The organism is Woeseia sp. D3-10 (genome assembly GCF_055809415.1).
In genome coordinates this window covers 1,828,063-1,844,160 of sequence record NZ_JBVVTW010000007.1, presented here as the reverse complement: position 1 = coordinate 1,844,160, position 16,098 = coordinate 1,828,063, and the positions used below count along the sequence as shown (strand labels likewise).

Genomic DNA, 16,098 nt, shown 5'->3' with positions numbered 1-16,098 from the left:
GAAAACTAGATGGACTCGGAATTATTGGACGGCGGCTGATTCATTTTGGTTAGCATCACGTTGAGTTCGAACGTGAGTTTGGCTTGCAGTCTGGCTGCTTCTGCTGGTGACAAATCCTCGGCAGAGAGGCGGGCCAGTATGGGCTCGAAGGCGCGCAACACGCGCGCGAGTTCGGGTGAGTTGTTTTCTTTTGCGGCGCGGGCGAACAAACGATTCTGTTGAATGATGTGCATGACCAGCAACTCGCGTTCCGCGCTTGAATCAGCGGGGAGGCCGCTGATGTCCTGGCGGCTTTGCTGGAAATGCACCTGCAAGCCGCGCGCGAATGCGTTGCTGTTGTCGGGGTGCTCGGCGACATTGGCAACGGACGGGCCGGGTTCAACGAGGTTGTCGCTCGCTGGTTTACTGCTGAAGTAGATGCCAATCGCAATGCCAACGACGAGCGTGGCTGCCAGCGCAGTGCCCCAGGCGAAAGAGGGTAGGTGGAAGCCGCTGCTCTTTGCCGGAGCACGGTTACGTTCCGCGGCCGCGGCGCGATCAATACTGTCGTGCCAGCGAGCTACCATGTGTTCGGGCGGCTGCTCGCACTCTTCGTCGCTCACGCCGTTGAGTTCGCGCTGCAAAGTCTCGTAGCGCTGACGCAGTGCCGGGTCAGCAGCAAGCGCCGTCTCGACCGCCAGCCGCTCGGCGCGGCTCAGCCCGTCGGCGTAGTAATAGAGAATCAGTTGTTGATCATTCATGATGCGTTCCTCTCCAGCCCGCCCAGCCGGACCCGAAGCTTTTTCACTGCCCGGAAGATGGCCTGTTTGACGGTGCCTTCGTTGGTATCTAGCGAATCCGCGATTTCTTTCAAGCGCCACTCTTCCATGTGCTTTAACAGGAAGCAGACCCGCTCGATCTCACTCAGGTGCGCACAGGCCTCATTCAGAGTCTTCGCGAGTTCGACATTGGCTTGCGATTCTTCAGGCGATTCCTCGTCACTCTCGATATCCATGTCCAGCGCCGTGAAACGTCCCGGCCGTTGTTTGCGGATAAGCTGCAGCGCCGAGTTGATGGCGATGCGGTGTATCCAGGTAGAAAGCTGCGCGCCCTGCTGGAACTGGTCGCGTTTGTTCCACGCGGACAGCAACGCGTCCTGCACCGCGTCCTCGGCCAGCTCACGGCTGCGGGTAATCCGCAGGCACGCGGCGAACCAGCGATCCGATCGACTCGAAATCGCCGCATGAAACTCCGCCTGCGTCGGCTTATTGCCGCGCTTCAGTACCGCTGCCATTGTTACTTGGATGTCCGGGCGACTGATTTTGTTAGCAATTATCACCCGTTGCGCCCGGAATGGAGGAATTCAGGCGCTATTCTTGACTGCAATCAGCAACATAGGTCTAATACCCCGCTCGATCCGGCCCCGGATCGAAACCTCGCAAAGCAAAAAGGCCTAGTGGGGGCCAGGTAGCTCAGTTGGTAGAGCAGCGGATTGAAAATCCGCGTGTCGGTGGTTCGATTCCGCCCCTGGCCACCACTAGGCCTTTTTGCGTTCTGAAACGAAGGCACGGGCCAGGTAGCGGGGCCGCGCAGCCGCAGGGTAGAGCTGCGGATTGAAAACCCGCGTGTCGGTGGTTCAACCGAGGCGCCCAGCGCCGACAGACGCACGAAGTGCGCTCGCAGGGTGAGCGCAGCGAGTCCATCTCGCCTCTGGTTTCTACTCTAAATATTCCCGCGGGGTCTGCCGGCAAGACAAGCCGCACTCGATCGAACCTGGCAATCTCAGTGCCTTCAGTCTCATTCGCATGGTCCGTAATCCAGTCCGGCTCGAGACCTCTGGAAGATTGAATCGTACGCGGCTATTGTTGGCGAAGAAGTTTTTCGTTCGAGACTCGTTGATGCAAGCCAGCCTTTTCGTCGACGGGATATTCCTGGAGAAATAAGTTTGAAAACGATTGCTGCACTACTTGCCTTTCTTGCACTAGCCCCTTTATCTCACGCTGATGAGCAATTTGATTTTGCGTCGTTAAACATTCCGGCAGACGGACGAATAGTCGTGCCCGTGGTTGAAGGTGAGTCACTAAGCGGCATTGCCGCGACGATCGACCAACGAACCAATGGTGCACTCGCGGTTGCAGCGGCAGAATCGTCGTTTCTCGGCGAAGCGAATGCAACGGTGACACTTTACGGTGTCGCACCCTATTCGCGCATAGACCTGATTGGCCTGGGAGCAAAAGCGGTCAATCGCGCTGCTGCTGAGAATTTTGGCGGTACCGCCGCATCGTTGCTGGCGGAAACAAAAGGTGGCAGCGTGCAGATTCTCTGGGATGTTGCCAACGCCGATCGGGACGCCACCGCAGCGCGTGTCGCCTTTGGCTATTTGCTCCGCAGCTATCGTTTCGACAAGTACCAATCCGACAAAACTGATCCGGACACGCTGCCGGTCGTGCGCCTCCTGAGTAACGACAACTCACAGGCGACGTTCGAGGGGGACCTCAAGCATCTTGCCGCCGGTGTTTACTTCGCGCGGAACATGCCCTCGGAACCTGCCAATGTTGTTTATCCACAGGTGTTCGTCGACAGAGCAAAGGAGCTGTTCAAAGGACTCGACAACGTCACAATCAAAGTGCTCGACGAGGGCGATCTGCAGCGGCTTGGCATGGGCGCGCATTGGGGCGTTGGTAAAGGCTCTTCACGCCCGCCCAGGCTGCTGATCATCGAATACATGGCCGGTGGTAACAGTGCACCGGTTGTGCTCGCTGGCAAAGGAATTACTTTCGACACCGGCGGTATCTCGCTCAAGGGCAACGACGGTATGTGGGCCATGAAAGGCGATCTCGGAGGCGCAGGGGTTGTAACAGGTACCGTGTTGGCTGCCGCACGTCGTGGTGCGCCGATCAATGTTGTTGCATTGGCTGCACTTGCAGAGAACATGCCCTCGGGCACGGCTACCCGGCCCGGTGATGTCCTGACGTCGATGTCCGGTATCACGATCGAGATCATTTCTACCGATGCGGAAGGGCGGCTGGTACTTTCTGACGCCGTGCACTACGGCCAGGCCACGTACAAGCCCAGCGTGTTGATTGACGTCGCAACGTTAACCGGCTCGGCAGGCCGGGCATTGGGTGATGACTATGCCGCGGTTTTCGGTCGTCACGATGAATTGATCGAACAACTTACCGAAGCGGCCGACGTCGCAAACGAGGCGATTTGGCGATTGCCGCTGGATGACTCGCACTTCAAGCAAATCAAATCGGACTACGCCGATATCAAAAACAGCGGTGCGGGCAATCCTGGCGCCAGTGTCGGTGCGGCATTTATCGGTTCGTTTGTTGCCGAGGATCAGGTCTGGGCTCACTTGGATATCGCCGGTGTAGACCTGCTGGAGGAAGCCCGGCCGACCGTACCGAAGGGGTATTCAGGCTGGAGTGTGCGTGCGCTTGATGAATACTTGCGTCGGCATCATCAACGATAGGCATAAAATAGGGGGGGTCGAACCGAGGTTTTCTAGAACGGGGAGAATTGAGCGTCGAACCGCGACTGCTGGGCTAATCGCGGTTCGACCCCATTTTCTACGATAACCATTATGCTTATGGATGTTTAGAACGCGGTTGTCATCGAATATCAGATAATGATCCTTGATTCCGGCGAGGCAACCCTCCAGCAAATTGGGGTCGAACCCAAATTTTCCTTCTGCGACTTCTACACCTCAACGCGACTAACCCCCTTTCCGCGGTCTGCCACTTTTTCCTGGGCTTACCGAGCGCCCCAACATTGCCTCAATCTGCTTCGTGAAACGGGAATCACCCAGCAAGAGACAGGCATTCGTTGTCGTGCGAATCGTCTCGAGTTCATGCGTGGGGATTACATCATTGAATAGCTGTTGATACGCGGCCAGCCTTCGAGCGTTGTTGCGTGCCAGCGACAGGTACAGCGGGTGCGGCGTTAGCAGCTCATCTTCGCGCCCAAGTGCATTGTGGCCGTAGCTGGAAAACGGATAGTCGGCCGGAGACTCGACCATTTTGGCGCGCACCGGATTCTGCTCAATGTAGCGATGACATGTGAGCAAATAGCGATCGTCCTGTACCAGGCTGGCTTTGTATCGCCCTTGCCATAGCGGCCCTGTGCGATCGTGTTTCTTGTTCAGTGCCTGTACGTAAAATCGTCCCATCGCCTGCATCAGCAAGGGCAGCGACCTTGACGTGCCTGGCGTGAGTAACAGGTGCGTGTGGTTTGTCATCAGCACATATGCGTGAACAGCACAGCGCGTCTGCATTGCAGATGTGAGGAGCGCTTTGCGATAGAGCTGGAAGTCATCCGGCTCGAAAAAGACTGCCTGCTGATCTACGCCGCGTTGAATGACATGCTGCGGAATGCCCGGAATGAAGTAACGAGGCTGACGAGGCATGAAGGACCACTTCGCAAGGGCTGGCGAAATACGTTAGCAACTTGTGACAATGGTTCGCCAAGGGTGAATCAGGGCGAGAACAGCTAGGTATTGCTGAAAACCTCGGTTCGACCCCAATTTTCGGGCAGGTACAAAAAACCCCGCACTGGGCGGGGCTTCTTGATGATGCTTGTTAGTGCTTACGCTTTCTTGCGTCTGGCAAAGCCGATGCCTGCGAGGCCAAGACTCAGGAGTGCGAGGGTGCCGGGCTCTGGGACAGTCGCCGTCCGGCTCGCGACTAGCCTCGAGCCAACAAAACTCGCTGAGGGAGTACCCACATTATTTGCATAGATTAGTACATACATTTCGGATGGGACTAAGCTAATGTTCTGGTATGCGACGGCATTTGGATTACCACAAGGCCCGAAACACCAGAAATTGTCACTATCTTGCGGACTAAGAGAAAAGTCGAAAACGATCTCGGTCTCTGTAACAGTAAGAGTTGCTCCACCGTGGACGGTTACACCATCGGCAAAATTAAGTGAAGCTGGCCCGTTATCGTCTAACAGTGAGATGTTGTAGTCCGTGATTATTGCTAACGGATCAAGTCCTGCTCCAAGTGTGCCATCCGTGGTGACTGTGCCGCTGACAATGCTTCCGACGCCGGGGGCATAGGTAACCAGATCGTAAACGATCGGATCAGCATTCGCCGCCATCGGTAACAGCAGGACCGCCAGTGTCGCTAAATAGGTGTTTTTTATTCTTATCATTGATCTATCCCAAGAGAAATTTGTTATCCGGTAAACAATTGCAAGAATCACGCCAGTACTGTTCCCGCCTTATCAATCAATGACCTACGAACTCACTGCAAATATTTGGAAGGCAATATGTAAAGAATCTCGATCTTTTGGAAATTAGGGGTCGAACCGAGGTTTTCTAGAACGGGGAGAATCGAGCGTCGATCCGCGACTGCTGGACTAATCGCGGTTCGACCCCGGTTCGACCCCGTTTTTTCTCTAACTCATGGTGATGCGATAGCCATTGTGCTTACGGATGTTCAGCACCCGGTTGTCATCGAATATCAGGTACTGACCCTTGATGCCGGCGAGGCAACCCTCGATCTCCGCTTGCTTGTCAAAGCCAACACTCTTTACTTTTTCCGGGTACCGCTCAACGGGATAGTCGATGGAGTAGACGGTGTCATCGCTATCGACAAACCGGCGCAGGTCGGCATCGAGCGTGCCGATTAGCGATGCTTTCGTGGCGGCGAGATCCGCATTGATCACTTCATTCTTCAACATGCGTTGCCAGTTTGTTCGATCGGTCAGGTGCTCTTTCATGGCGACTTCAACCAGGCCGGCCGTGTAGCGATTCGGGACGCGGGCAAACACGATCGCGTCCGTTGCGCCCTGGTCGATCCAGCGAGTGGGTATTTGTGATGCCCGCGTGATGCCTACCTTGATCGCGGAGCTTCTCGCAAGATAGACAATCTGCTCGACCAGGCAATACTTCTCGGCCCATGCCATGTCACGCGCCTCGCCTTCGTGTGCCCGGCAGAGCTCCGGGCGGATGATGCATTCGCTGGCCTCCGGAGAGTTCCGAAAGCACGGGTAGCAGAAGCCCTGGCCGAAAGACTTTTTCGTCAGTTGGCCGCAGGCAATGCAGTTGATGGTGCCGTCAAAACTTAACGTGATCGTTTTGCCGATCTTCGCGTTCATATCGATCGATGTACCATCCAACTCCAGCGTGTACTGCGCGCCACCCTCAAGTCGGGTACGCATTTTTCGCAGGTTGCCGGAAACGTGTGCTTCGGAATTCATAGAGATGGCCAGAGCGTTCATAGTTCGGATCAGGCGTGATTGTAATGCATTCGATTAAGGTGTCAGGTCGATTCAACAAATAAACCTGACACCTCGATTCGACAAAACCCCGAGGCTTGCACAAAGAGCAGTCGCTCAGTAACGTAGTTTGTAATGTCGTGAGCGCAATCATAGGCAAAAGGAACAGGACGTACATGCAACTCCGGTACACAAAATTTCGTTACATCATGACTCTGGCGCTTTTTCTGGGGCTGGCGGCTGGGACCGCTTCGGCTGCAGAGACCGACTCCGACGGGCGTCGATACCCGGAATCCGCGAACCCTCTTGCTGACGTCGAGCAAGCGCTAGACCGTGCAAAAGAACGCGGTCGACCATTGCTGGTCGTCGCGGGCGCGAACTGGTGTCACGATTCACGCGCACTCGCGTCACGCCTCGGTCAGTCGCCATTGACAGACCTTGTTCAGGATAATTACGAACTGGTATTTGTTAGCGTGGGTTTCTACGAGCAGGGCAGGGATGTCATGCAGCGATTTGGTGTCCCTCATTACTACGCAACGCCAACAGTACTCATTATTGATCCCTCAAGCGGGCAGGTCATCAATGACGAGGATCGGCACCAGTGGGGCAACGCCTACAACATCGATATGTCGGCATCGGTCGATTATTTTGAAAAATGGCTGGACGATGGTGCGCCTGCCAAGTCTGTCGCGGAGTCGGCTGAACTTCGCCAGTTAGAATCAGAGATCGACGAATTCGAGCAGCAACTGGCGGACCGGCTGGTGGCTGGCTACGCGGTCGTTGGCCCGTTACTCGCGACCAAGGCTGACAGCCGACCTGACGACTACAGGGACCAATGGGACGAGCTGCGCAAGTTTCGAAGCGCCATTCCGAAAGCCGTTCACGAGCTGAGAGTCGAAGCACGCGAGCGTGTGGCAGCGGGCGAGAAGAATATTCAACTCACGTTCCCCAGTTTTGCCCCACAGTCGTGGGAAGGGTAGGGGTCGAACCGACTTAGTCGACACCCCGCTTGAACACTGACATGGCATCGCGCCGATGCAAAACAGACGAGCCGAAAGAAATCGGCTCGACGCTGTTTACTCTCAGTGACGCCCTTACCGAATACCGGAGATCCATCCCAGCAAACGTGACAGGGCCGTGTTCAAAGCTGGAGCGTGGTTAGCCAGAAAACTTGCGTCCAACGGCCGTTCGGATGTCATAAAGCCGCTGGCTGCTAATGCGGCCGCGCCATCAAAATCCACCAATGCGATGCGCAAGATCAATGAATCATCCGGGAGCCCGAAATCGCTGCCGGGCAAACTTGCGATGCCGGTGTCCTGCAAAATCCGGTTTGCCAGCAACGATCCGCTTGTTATTCCGGATTCTTCCAGCTCAACCCGGATACCCGAGAAATCGGGCATGAGATAGAACCCGCCTTCCGCTGGCGCACAGCGAATTCCGACATCCCGTAAAGCGTTTTCATAAGAACTCAGAATGAATTGCATAACGCGTCGAGAGTGATGCAGGTAAGCATCCAATTCGGCGCTGCCGGTGAATGCCGTTACGGCTGCAAATTGCACTGGCGCACTAACGGCACTGTACGTTTCGCTGGCAATTGTCGTCATGGCATTGCGCAGTGTCGCCAACTCATCGGGAAACGCGAACGCGCCCAGTCTCCAGCCACCGGCACCGCACCATTTGCTCAAGCCAGTGCTGAGTATCGTTCCTTCCGGATAATGCCGGACAAGGGAACCAGGGTTGTCGTCAAAAGACAGTTCCCAGTAAATCTCATCGGCGACCACGAGCAATTCATGTTTCCGCGCGACGACGGCAAGTTCGGCTAACCATTCAGCGGAATAAGACGTACCCATCGGATTGTTCGGGTAGTTCAGTATTAGTAATCTCGGATGCTTGCCATTGCTTTGACAAAAGTCATCAAGTACTTCGGGCTGCAATCGCCAGCCGTTGTCTATAGTTGTCGGCAGCCAGTGCACGTTAAGGCCGAGCAATTCGGCCTGCGGCGCATAGGACACCCAGCTTGGCGCCGGCAATAGCAACTCGCCGTGAAAGGCCATCTGCAGAATAAAGAGTAATTCCTTGGAGCCAGGCCCAATCAGAATGTTGTCTGTGTGGAATGAAGTGCCGCGTCCGCGATTGAGGTGCCCTGCCACAGCTTCCCGCAATGCCGGTAATCCCGCGACCGGCAAATAGTCCTTTTCACCGGCGTGCGCCCGGAGTGCACCGACTACCGATTCCGGCACAGGAAAAGGCGATTGTCCCAAGCCAAGCCGAAATATTTCCCTGCCCTCGCGTAGCAACTTCAGGCTCTTCTCGTCAATGGCCAGTGTCGCCGACGGTTTCAGCGCGGATATGTTGTTGTTCAGGTTCTTAAGCATGGTCGTCGCCAAAAATTAAGGAGAAGAATGGGATCGAACCGATTTACTCGACATTCAACTTGAAAGTAGGCGGAGTTCGCAACTGCGCACGGCGGACTGTTACATGCCTATGCCGCGATTGCCAAGCCTGTACATTTAGTAGTGTCCGCATTGCGGTAAGAGTCGTTGCCCTTCGTGATGCAACCGATATGTCGACAGTACGTGTAGTGCATAAATTGCCACAATCTGGAACCATGTGAGCGCCGTTGCAAGCTTCCCTGCAAGTGCAATCTATGGAATCCGCAACGATTACCTCAACGAGCAGGAATAATCGGATCGAACCCTTTCGCTGTTTAGAGCAGGTTGAAGCGGGTCTGAGCGGTGCCGTGCAGACCGGAAAGCGCGGCAGGCCAAGGAGGGCCAGCTGAAAGAACCGGTTTGATCCCTATTACTCGCAAAACCGCAAATCGGTGGTTTAGCCTTTCAGCATCACAGTAAAATTCCGGATCACTAAAGGCAATTGTCACGGTTTTATCGGCCAAACTTAACGATCCGGGCAAGTGGCTCGTCCCACCAAATACACTGCGTCGCTACGTCATGTCTGTCAATTGAACCAGATGAATACAAGTGGCGCGACCAGCCACAATGTCCCTTTGACAAAAAAGAATACGAAGCCCGCCAAACCGAATTTACGAAGAAGGTTGGAAAAAGTGCTAGCGACGTTGACTGTCATGTTGATCTCCTCAAAATCATTGTCGTGAAAAACAGGCCCCGGCAATTAGCCGGGGCTCGATAGCTCACTGTGAAAGCGAATCGGTAGCGGGATTCAGCCGGCGACTGAATGAAGGAATCAGCCCCGGAACCTTGCGCTTGTACTGGCTGTATTCCGGATGGATGTTCTCCAGATCCCGTTCCTCCAGCTTGATGCCAACCAGGATGTAGAGAGTTGCGCCGGCCGCGAATACGAAGTGCGTCACGGTCATCGTAGGCGTAAACCACACAATACCCAGCCACGCAACATATATGGGGTGACGAACAATTCGGTACAGCGCCGGCGTGACAAAACGGAGTGGCGGCAGATCCTTTTCACGGAGTGCGAACCACACCTGCCGCAGGCCAAACAGGTCGAAGTGATTGATCAAAAATGTTGCATACAGCAGTAAGACCCAGCTTGCCAGATAGAGTCCGATCAAAGACATTTCGGCCCAGGAACTCGTTGTCTGCCAGATGACACCACCCAGTGGTGCCCAGAAGTACATCAATACCGCCAGGCAGACGGTCGACAGCAGCACGTAGGTACTGCGCTCAGCAGCTGCTGGAATATATCGAGTCAGCCAGCGTTTGAACGCGGGCCTTGCCATGCCGCTGTGCTGGACCGCAAAAAGCGTCAGCAGCCCCAGGTCGATAAGCAGGGCATTTGTCAGAGGCAGTGTTGGCGCCGAGTCGATGGACAACGGCACAATCAAATTGCCGACAAATCCAATGGAATAGAGAAAGGTAACGAAGAACAAAGCGTAGCTAAGTACCCCGTATAGGAAGATGCTGGTGCGTTTCATGTTGAGCTCCCGTAAGTCGTTGATTGGTAGTGCCTTGGCACGGAAGCCAGTCTCGCCGGGAGCTTGTTCGAAGTCATGACAATGCCGGAACCCTTTCATGACGATTCGGTGACATTGGCCTGCCAGAGGCAATTTTGGCCAGTCAGGTGGCCAGCTGGCACTGTCGCGAGGGGGTATTTAGATTGGGTCCAGCGGCGGCAGTCCGATCTGTGCTGCCAGGTCCGCAAAACGATTGTCGGAGTAAAGATTCTCCAGATTCACGCTCGAATAGAGCTCCGCCATACCGGGATCACCCTGACTGAATGCGCGCTCCAGCCACTCGAAAGCTTCATCAGCGTCACCCCATTGAGCGTAGACCTCGGCGATTTGAAAAGCGGCTCCGTCCGGATCCGTTTCGATCAGACTATCGAGGGCCTCGCGTGCCTGGTCCGTTCGGTCCAGCTTGAACAGCGTGATAGCGGACAATGACAGGCGGAGATAATCCAGCTCTTCAAGCGCGATCCATTCCAATGCGTCGCGATAAGAATCATTGCGGATGTGCCAATTCGTTTCCAGCCATGGCAAGTCCGCATAGTTCGGGCGCGCTATCGTCAACGCGTCGATCACGGTACGCGCCTTATCCAGTTGCCGGGCGCGAATCAGTCGGATGGCCAGCGAAGAGGCGGATTGCGCTGATTTTGGATCCAGATCCAGCGCGATCTCAGCTTCCTCAATTGCCTGGCCGAATTTTCCTGACTTGCTCAGAAATCGGCTATAGCCGGCGTGCGTGGCCGCACTACCTGGGCTGAGGTCCAGCGCTCTTGCATAAGACTCAGCCGCAGCTTCGAAATCCCAAAAATGCCGATGTTGAATCTCACCGAGCGCCAGGTAGGCGTCGCCAAAATCCGGACGCCGCCTCAGCGTTTCCCGAATCAATTTCAGCGACTCGGCAAACGTTGATTCGCGCGGTAACTCGCCAAAAACTGCGCGAAGCCGAATTGTGTCCGCCAAAGCAAGCATTGCCTCCGGGTAATCCGGCAATAACAGCAATGCTTCGCGAAAATTCTCTTCCGCAGCCTCCAGGTTGCCGGCCGACGCAGTTTTTTGCTGCTCTCGGCCGAGCAACAAGAGGCGATACGCCTCGGCGCTCGCCGCTGGTTCTGCGGCGTCCACTGCGCCACCTGGTAGCTCAAGTCGCGTGGAGAGCAAACCCGACATCTGATTAACGATAGATAGGGAGATGTCGTCCTGGATCGCAAACACATCATTGGATGCGCGGCTAAAGATCTGCGACCAAAGCTGATGTCCGTCCTGCGCTCTTATCAGGCGAGCCGATATTCGGAGCTCATTGTTGTTCCGTTGCACAGACCCTTCCACGATGTGCGCAACGTTAAGTTCTCGACCAATTTCGGAATAGTCAGGCTGCGATTCGCGAAAGCTAAAGGCGGATCCACGTGCTATTACGCGCAGATTCCTGACGGTGGTTAACGAACTAGTCAAAGTCTCGGTGAGGCCATCGGAAAAGTATCTGAACTCCGGATCCGAAGTCATGTTCGCAAACGGCAAAACGACCAGCGAATTGGCAGCGTTGCTGGTGATCGGGCGGTAAGGTTGATCGTCGCTGGAGTTCCATACGAGGAAGCCGAGCACGGCGGCAATCAGGCTGACGACGGCTGTTGGCAGGACGACGTCGGACAAAACTGTTGTTTGGCCCTCTGCCACAGCACCAGCGACATCGGTCGGACAATCAAACTGATAGCCCTTACGCGAAACGGTTCGAATGACATCGTTGTCAAAACCGTTCTGCCGAAACAAGTCTCTTGCACGTTTGATCGATTGGGTGAGAGAGGCTTCTGTAACTACGACAGCCGGCCATATGTTGTCAAATAACTCATCCTTGCCGACAACGCGATCTCTGAATCGGACCAAATACTCGATGAGGTCAAAGACTTTTGGCTGGACGTCCGCCGGTGTTCCGTCAAAACGGATCTGGCGCTGCGCTGTGTCCAGTTCGGCGTGACCGATACGAAACACAACATGCTGATCGGCCTCGATGCCAGCATCCGCCGAAACGAAAAGTTTGCGGCGACTATACAACGCTACCGCGATAACCGAAAAAGGTGCAAAAATGAAAATGAATAGCATGACCCAGCGAATCGTGGCCACTGGCAAGCCGAGCGGCTCTTGCACGATATCCAGCAACTGCAGCACGACGAAGCTAGCTACCGCATAGGTAGCGAGAAGCCGCACTATAGTTGCGTGTACGGGACTCTTGTCGATCACGGTCGCCGCCGATTGTTAGACAACTGTGCCATTTCTGAAGTGTACAAATGTTGGGTTGCCACGGATTGGATCCTTCGACCACGTGCCCCATTCAAGTTATTGTAAACATTGTTCTTATGAAGCTAAGTGTATCGCATTGGAGCAAACGGATTGTAAGGAGCCGAGCAACGTCCTGACTTTTCTGTGCCGGCTTTGGTGGCCGAGCCAGAATCAGGTGCCGTCGATCAAGCTAATCTGCCGAGCCGGATACCTGACACATTTCGCTGTCTGTGGCCAAATTCTGGTATGCCGCAGAACTTCGTGTGGACTCCAAGTCTGGTCATGCCCGGACTGATTCTTCAGAGAGTGGCGCTACGGGTGATCCAACTATCCTTTTCGTTCACCTGTTGACGACCATCGCGAAACTGATACGTCGAGGTGGTAGCCGTTAGCCCCTGGTCAGTGGTCCGCTAAACCGGGGGAGGATCCGATCGATCAATACTCGTTCCTCTGACATATGGCGCACGCGCTGTCGTAATCGGGGGGCTGTCCAAATTTTACGTTGTAAACCTGGCAACCGGCGACAGGTACCTGCTGGTAGCCGCCGACGTCGGTCGCGGTGAAACGTTGCTTAGCAGTACCAGCATTGCCTATGACCCGAAACGCGATACGTTCTTTACATGGAGTGCCCAGCTTGAAGGTCTGTACGAGGTTGATCTAGAGATCGGGGAGCGGGTTCTCGTTGGCACGTAATCGCCGCTATCCTGGAAATGTGTTCTGTCCAGAAACCAGAAGCGGTGTCAGGCTTATTCAACAAATAAACCTGACACATTTATCAGACTCGTGCCGCACGCACATCAACCGCCGTAACGGTTGATGTGCGGACCGGCAACGAGTCCGGCGATTATCGATCGCCCGCCATTCGCTCAAATACCAAATCACGAACCCGCGATCCGGAAGCCAGCAAGGCGGTTACGTCGCCATTGTCATCACGCTGGAATCGCACTTCAGGAAACCAGTTTTGATCCCCTTCGAACAGGTCTTCGGCGACCGGTGTGAGTACGGTGGGTGCGTTGCGCCAGTGTTCGGCTATCAGCTGCCCGTCCCTCACGAAAACGCGGTAAGTGGAATCCAGCTCTGCACTCCGGTAGCTACCACTGAATGCTGCAAGCTGTGATGCCGACAGGGTCGGATGAGCGTTCTCAGGGTCAGCGTCTCGCTCACTTGCCGGCGGGCCCATCAGATCACCGAGAAAGACCTCTGATACCTCCCGTACCCGGCGCGCGGGATCGCAATCGGCAAAGTTGCAAAAGACGGCGACTGAGACACCTTGCTCCGGAAAGCGCAGATAGTTGGTTCGAAAACCTGCCCAGGAACCGCCGTGACCGTGGGTAACCAAATCCCGGTATTCGCCGACGGCGAGGCCGTTGGCGTAGGCTATGGTCTCGCCGTTGGTCAGCACACCCTGTTCGGTCATGCGCTCGACGATCGCCTGTCCGCCAACCTGAGCAGTGTCAAAATTCTTCATCCAATGGCCGAAGTCGTCGATCGTTGTGTGCAGGGAGCTCGATGCCAACGCCGTCAACTGGTTCACAGCACGTTGATACTGTCCACTGTGGGGGCCGGACTCCACTGGTTGGTAGGATTCAGCGCGGTTCGCAATGACTTCATTGGAGTTGTCGGAAAAGTGGGTGTTGGCCATACCGAGCGGCTCGAAAATCCTTTCGGCAGTGAACTGACGAAACGTCATGCCTGACGTTCGTTCGATGATCAGGGCGAGCAAGTTGTAGCCGGTATTTGAGTAGGCGTATTCCGAGCCGGGCGGGAAGTTGATCGCTTCCTGCCGGAACAGCATCCGCAAAATCTTCTCGTAGGAAATGACGTCCCCGTATTCAACGCCGGCCAACATCATGACGTGTGGCCAGTCGCGGATACCGCTGGTGTGGTGCAACAGGTGACGAGCACTGATTGTATAGCCGAAATCCGGGAGTTCGGGTACGTACTCTCTGACGTCCGCGTCGAGGTCGAGTACACCGTCGGCCTCGAGTAGTAACGCGGCCATGCCGCCAAATTGTTTCGAGATTGACGCGATATCAAACACGGTGTTGCTGTTGATCGGTATGCCGTAGTCGAGGTTGGCAAGACCGTAATCAGCGCGATGCACGATCTCGCCGTCTTTCACTACTATCACTGCGGCACCGGGAGCATCGGTCGCAATATCCGAGAATGCGTCGTCGACTCCTGCGGTCGCCGCCGCTCTGGTTGTGGATACGGATTGGCAGGCAGTCAGGCCGAGCAGGACGACGATTGGCAGGTACGAGATGGGCCGAGTGAATCGCAGCATTGTTCTCTCCTTATAATTCTTATTCAGCGGTTCCTTGTTGTTTCAGCCGATCATGTTACGGCATGTGGACTCCGCTAACGAATTGGACGAGAGATTTCCAGTAAGAACTCGACCCTTTTCTTGCCAGGGCGCTACGGCGTAAACGTGATGCGGATGCCCAGGTACTGATCCGGTACCGGGTTGTTAGTCTGTCTGCCGCGATCCGGAGGGCGAACCACGGTTAGCAAGACGGAAGCCGCCTGACGTCTGCGGGAAAACACTTCGTTGGCAAAGCTTGTGTACTTGTCGGTTGCGAATGCCGCGGCTCTCTTGTACTGACCGGTGGTGTTCCAGCGTTCCTCGAACAAGTCCACAACATTGTCGTCGTCAATTGCCAGAATGCGGTCACCAGGGAGCAGGCCTGCAGAAATCAGTACGGGTTCCATTGTGGTCAGCACGACGGCAAGCGGCGCGCCGCTGACGTTGCGATTGGTAAGTGCCGCTCCCGGAGGCCCCTGTCGTCCGCTGTGTGCATTCATGCTTCCAGTGCGGTTCAGAAAGTCGGCCATGCTCGCCTCGTCCAGCGAGGCTTCAATGATGGTCGAGGGTGATTCAACATCCGAGCAGCCAACTATGAGTATGGCAACGTAAAGCAGGCCCGCGCCCGTGAGCTTGTGGATTTGCATTGGCGCTCTCCTCGAGTCGGCTCTCGATTCTAACTATGGTGACCGGGAATGCCGGCGATCGCGGTCACAGTCCAGATGCAGGTGTTGGTATCGGCGATGATATCTTTCATGTGCCAGATAGAAGGTTCGCCCTTCAAGCGGTTTCGCGCCTGTCCAGCGTCCGGTATTTCGTGGCGTAGCCTTGTTTCACGGGACTTCGGGGCGGAGAGCCCGAACGGCACGGTCGCATTGACCATGCCGGTCGCCGGCAGGTGCCGAGCAGCGCCGCCAGCCAAGCGGCCGGTCCGGACAACTTGGTGACGCCGGGTATACCGGCCAAATAACTGGTCATCCTGCAAGAACTTTGCCGGGTTTGCCTGCCATGTCACGTGCGGCATCAGGGTCACCAGAACGAAGCGCCTTCGTTGCCGTCCCCGACTTCAAGAATTCTATGCAGACCAATTGGGTAAGACACTATTAACATATGTTATTACCAAAAATAGGTTAATGGTAAAGACGTCTGGTTGCACGCTTGCCGTTCAATTGGTATAACGGTTTGGCTGTTCAAACCGGGGGGAGGTCAGATCTGTGCGCCAAATGATCGGGGGGTCGAGACAGGGTCGTGGAAACGCGACCGCGCAATCGGCGTCCTGCCAGCGCATCTGAATTAAATCCTTGATCGTCCTGGACCGCGGACCCGAAGTCCGGATGGGTACCGCAATGGAAAATCGACTGTCAGGATCCGCGCGATCCTG

Annotated in this window: 15 protein-coding genes, 1 tRNA gene and 1 pseudogene; 4 read left to right on the top strand and 13 right to left on the bottom strand. The window is 55.4% G+C overall.

The window, feature by feature from the left end:
• Window positions 1–5: 5 nt before the first annotated feature.
• Window positions 6–740 (bottom strand): hypothetical protein, encoded by a 735-nt coding sequence (locus tag AC0L8N_RS08725; protein ID WP_473667244.1) that lies wholly within the window; start codon window positions 738–740, stop codon window positions 6–8.
• Entirely contained in the window at window positions 737–1,273 is a 537-nt protein-coding gene (locus tag AC0L8N_RS08720) for an RNA polymerase sigma factor (RefSeq protein WP_473667243.1), read from the bottom strand. Before AC0L8N_RS08720 ends, AC0L8N_RS08725 begins: the two co-directional genes overlap by 4 nt.
• Before the next feature lie 167 nt (window positions 1,274–1,440).
• Between AC0L8N_RS08720 and AC0L8N_RS08715 the strand changes: the two genes are divergently transcribed.
• Together AC0L8N_RS08715 and AC0L8N_RS08710 are read left to right on the top strand one after the other, a co-directional pair.
• A tRNA-Phe gene (locus tag AC0L8N_RS08715) sits at window positions 1,441–1,516 on the top strand.
• A gap of 408 nt (window positions 1,517–1,924) precedes the next feature.
• Window positions 1,925–3,454 (top strand): leucyl aminopeptidase, encoded by a 1,530-nt coding sequence (locus AC0L8N_RS08710; protein ID WP_473667242.1) that lies wholly within the window; start codon window positions 1,925–1,927, stop codon window positions 3,452–3,454.
• Here AC0L8N_RS08710 and AC0L8N_RS08705 read toward each other — a convergent pair.
• From AC0L8N_RS08705 to AC0L8N_RS08690, 4 genes and pseudogenes are all read right to left on the bottom strand, one after another.
• A complete protein-coding gene (locus tag AC0L8N_RS08705; RefSeq protein ID WP_473667241.1) occupies window positions 3,398–3,646 on the bottom strand; it encodes a DUF2797 domain-containing protein in 249 nt (82 codons plus the stop codon). The genes AC0L8N_RS08710 and AC0L8N_RS08705 overlap by 57 nt on opposite strands.
• A 51-nt stretch (window positions 3,647–3,697) precedes the next feature.
• The gene (locus tag AC0L8N_RS08700; RefSeq protein ID WP_473667240.1) at window positions 3,698–4,387 is read right to left on the bottom strand and encodes a transposase; all 690 of its coding nucleotides are present in this window, start codon (window positions 4,385–4,387) and stop codon (window positions 3,698–3,700) included.
• A 179-nt stretch (window positions 4,388–4,566) separates the two neighbouring features.
• Window positions 4,567–4,662 (bottom strand): annotated as a pseudogene (locus AC0L8N_RS08695) (PEP-CTERM sorting domain-containing protein); the annotation flags it as partial.
• Window positions 4,663–5,382: 720 nt separating this feature from the next.
• Complete coding sequence (locus AC0L8N_RS08690) at window positions 5,383–6,207, bottom strand: DUF2797 domain-containing protein (protein ID WP_473667239.1); 825 nt, start codon at window positions 6,205–6,207, stop codon at window positions 5,383–5,385.
• A 173-nt stretch (window positions 6,208–6,380) separates the two neighbouring features.
• Between AC0L8N_RS08690 and AC0L8N_RS08685 the strand changes: the two genes are divergently transcribed.
• The gene (locus tag AC0L8N_RS08685) at window positions 6,381–7,184 is read left to right on the top strand and encodes a thioredoxin family protein (protein WP_473667237.1); all 804 of its coding nucleotides are present in this window, start codon (window positions 6,381–6,383) and stop codon (window positions 7,182–7,184) included.
• Window positions 7,185–7,298: 114 nt separating this feature from the next.
• On the opposite strand, the gene AC0L8N_RS08680 is transcribed toward AC0L8N_RS08685, so the two are convergent.
• The 4 genes from AC0L8N_RS08680 to AC0L8N_RS08665 all read right to left on the bottom strand — a co-directional run bounded on the left by AC0L8N_RS08680 (window position 7,299) and on the right by AC0L8N_RS08665 (window position 12,376).
• On the bottom strand, window positions 7,299–8,579 hold the full coding sequence (locus tag AC0L8N_RS08680) for a pyridoxal phosphate-dependent aminotransferase (RefSeq protein ID WP_473667236.1): 1,281 nt from the start codon (window positions 8,577–8,579) through the stop codon (window positions 7,299–7,301).
• A gap of 332 nt (window positions 8,580–8,911) precedes the next feature.
• On the bottom strand, window positions 8,912–9,100 hold the full coding sequence (locus tag AC0L8N_RS08675; protein WP_473667235.1) for a hypothetical protein: 189 nt from the start codon (window positions 9,098–9,100) through the stop codon (window positions 8,912–8,914).
• 255 nt (window positions 9,101–9,355) lie between these two features.
• On the bottom strand, window positions 9,356–10,114 hold the full coding sequence (gene mddA, locus AC0L8N_RS08670) for a methanethiol S-methyltransferase (RefSeq protein ID WP_473667234.1): 759 nt from the start codon (window positions 10,112–10,114) through the stop codon (window positions 9,356–9,358).
• 177 nt (window positions 10,115–10,291) lie between these two features.
• Window positions 10,292–12,376: a tetratricopeptide repeat protein gene (locus tag AC0L8N_RS08665; protein ID WP_473667233.1), complete on the bottom strand. Its 2,085-nt coding sequence runs from the start codon at window positions 12,374–12,376 to the stop codon at window positions 10,292–10,294.
• A gap of 606 nt (window positions 12,377–12,982) precedes the next feature.
• On the opposite strand from AC0L8N_RS08665, the gene AC0L8N_RS08660 reads away from it, so the two are divergent.
• Complete coding sequence (locus tag AC0L8N_RS08660) at window positions 12,983–13,108, top strand: hypothetical protein (RefSeq protein WP_473667232.1); 126 nt, start codon at window positions 12,983–12,985, stop codon at window positions 13,106–13,108.
• 151 nt (window positions 13,109–13,259) lie between these two features.
• Here AC0L8N_RS08660 and AC0L8N_RS08655 read toward each other — a convergent pair whose 3' ends face one another.
• From AC0L8N_RS08655 to AC0L8N_RS08645, 3 genes are all read right to left on the bottom strand, one after another.
• Complete coding sequence (locus AC0L8N_RS08655) at window positions 13,260–14,699, bottom strand: serine hydrolase domain-containing protein (protein ID WP_473667231.1); 1,440 nt, start codon at window positions 14,697–14,699, stop codon at window positions 13,260–13,262.
• 131 nt (window positions 14,700–14,830) lie between these two features.
• A complete protein-coding gene (locus AC0L8N_RS08650) occupies window positions 14,831–15,364 on the bottom strand; it encodes a hypothetical protein (RefSeq protein WP_473667230.1) in 534 nt (177 codons plus the stop codon).
• A gap of 29 nt (window positions 15,365–15,393) precedes the next feature.
• On the bottom strand, window positions 15,394–15,750 hold the full coding sequence (locus AC0L8N_RS08645) for a hypothetical protein (RefSeq protein WP_473667229.1): 357 nt from the start codon (window positions 15,748–15,750) through the stop codon (window positions 15,394–15,396).
• Window positions 15,751–16,098: the final 348 nt, after the last annotated feature.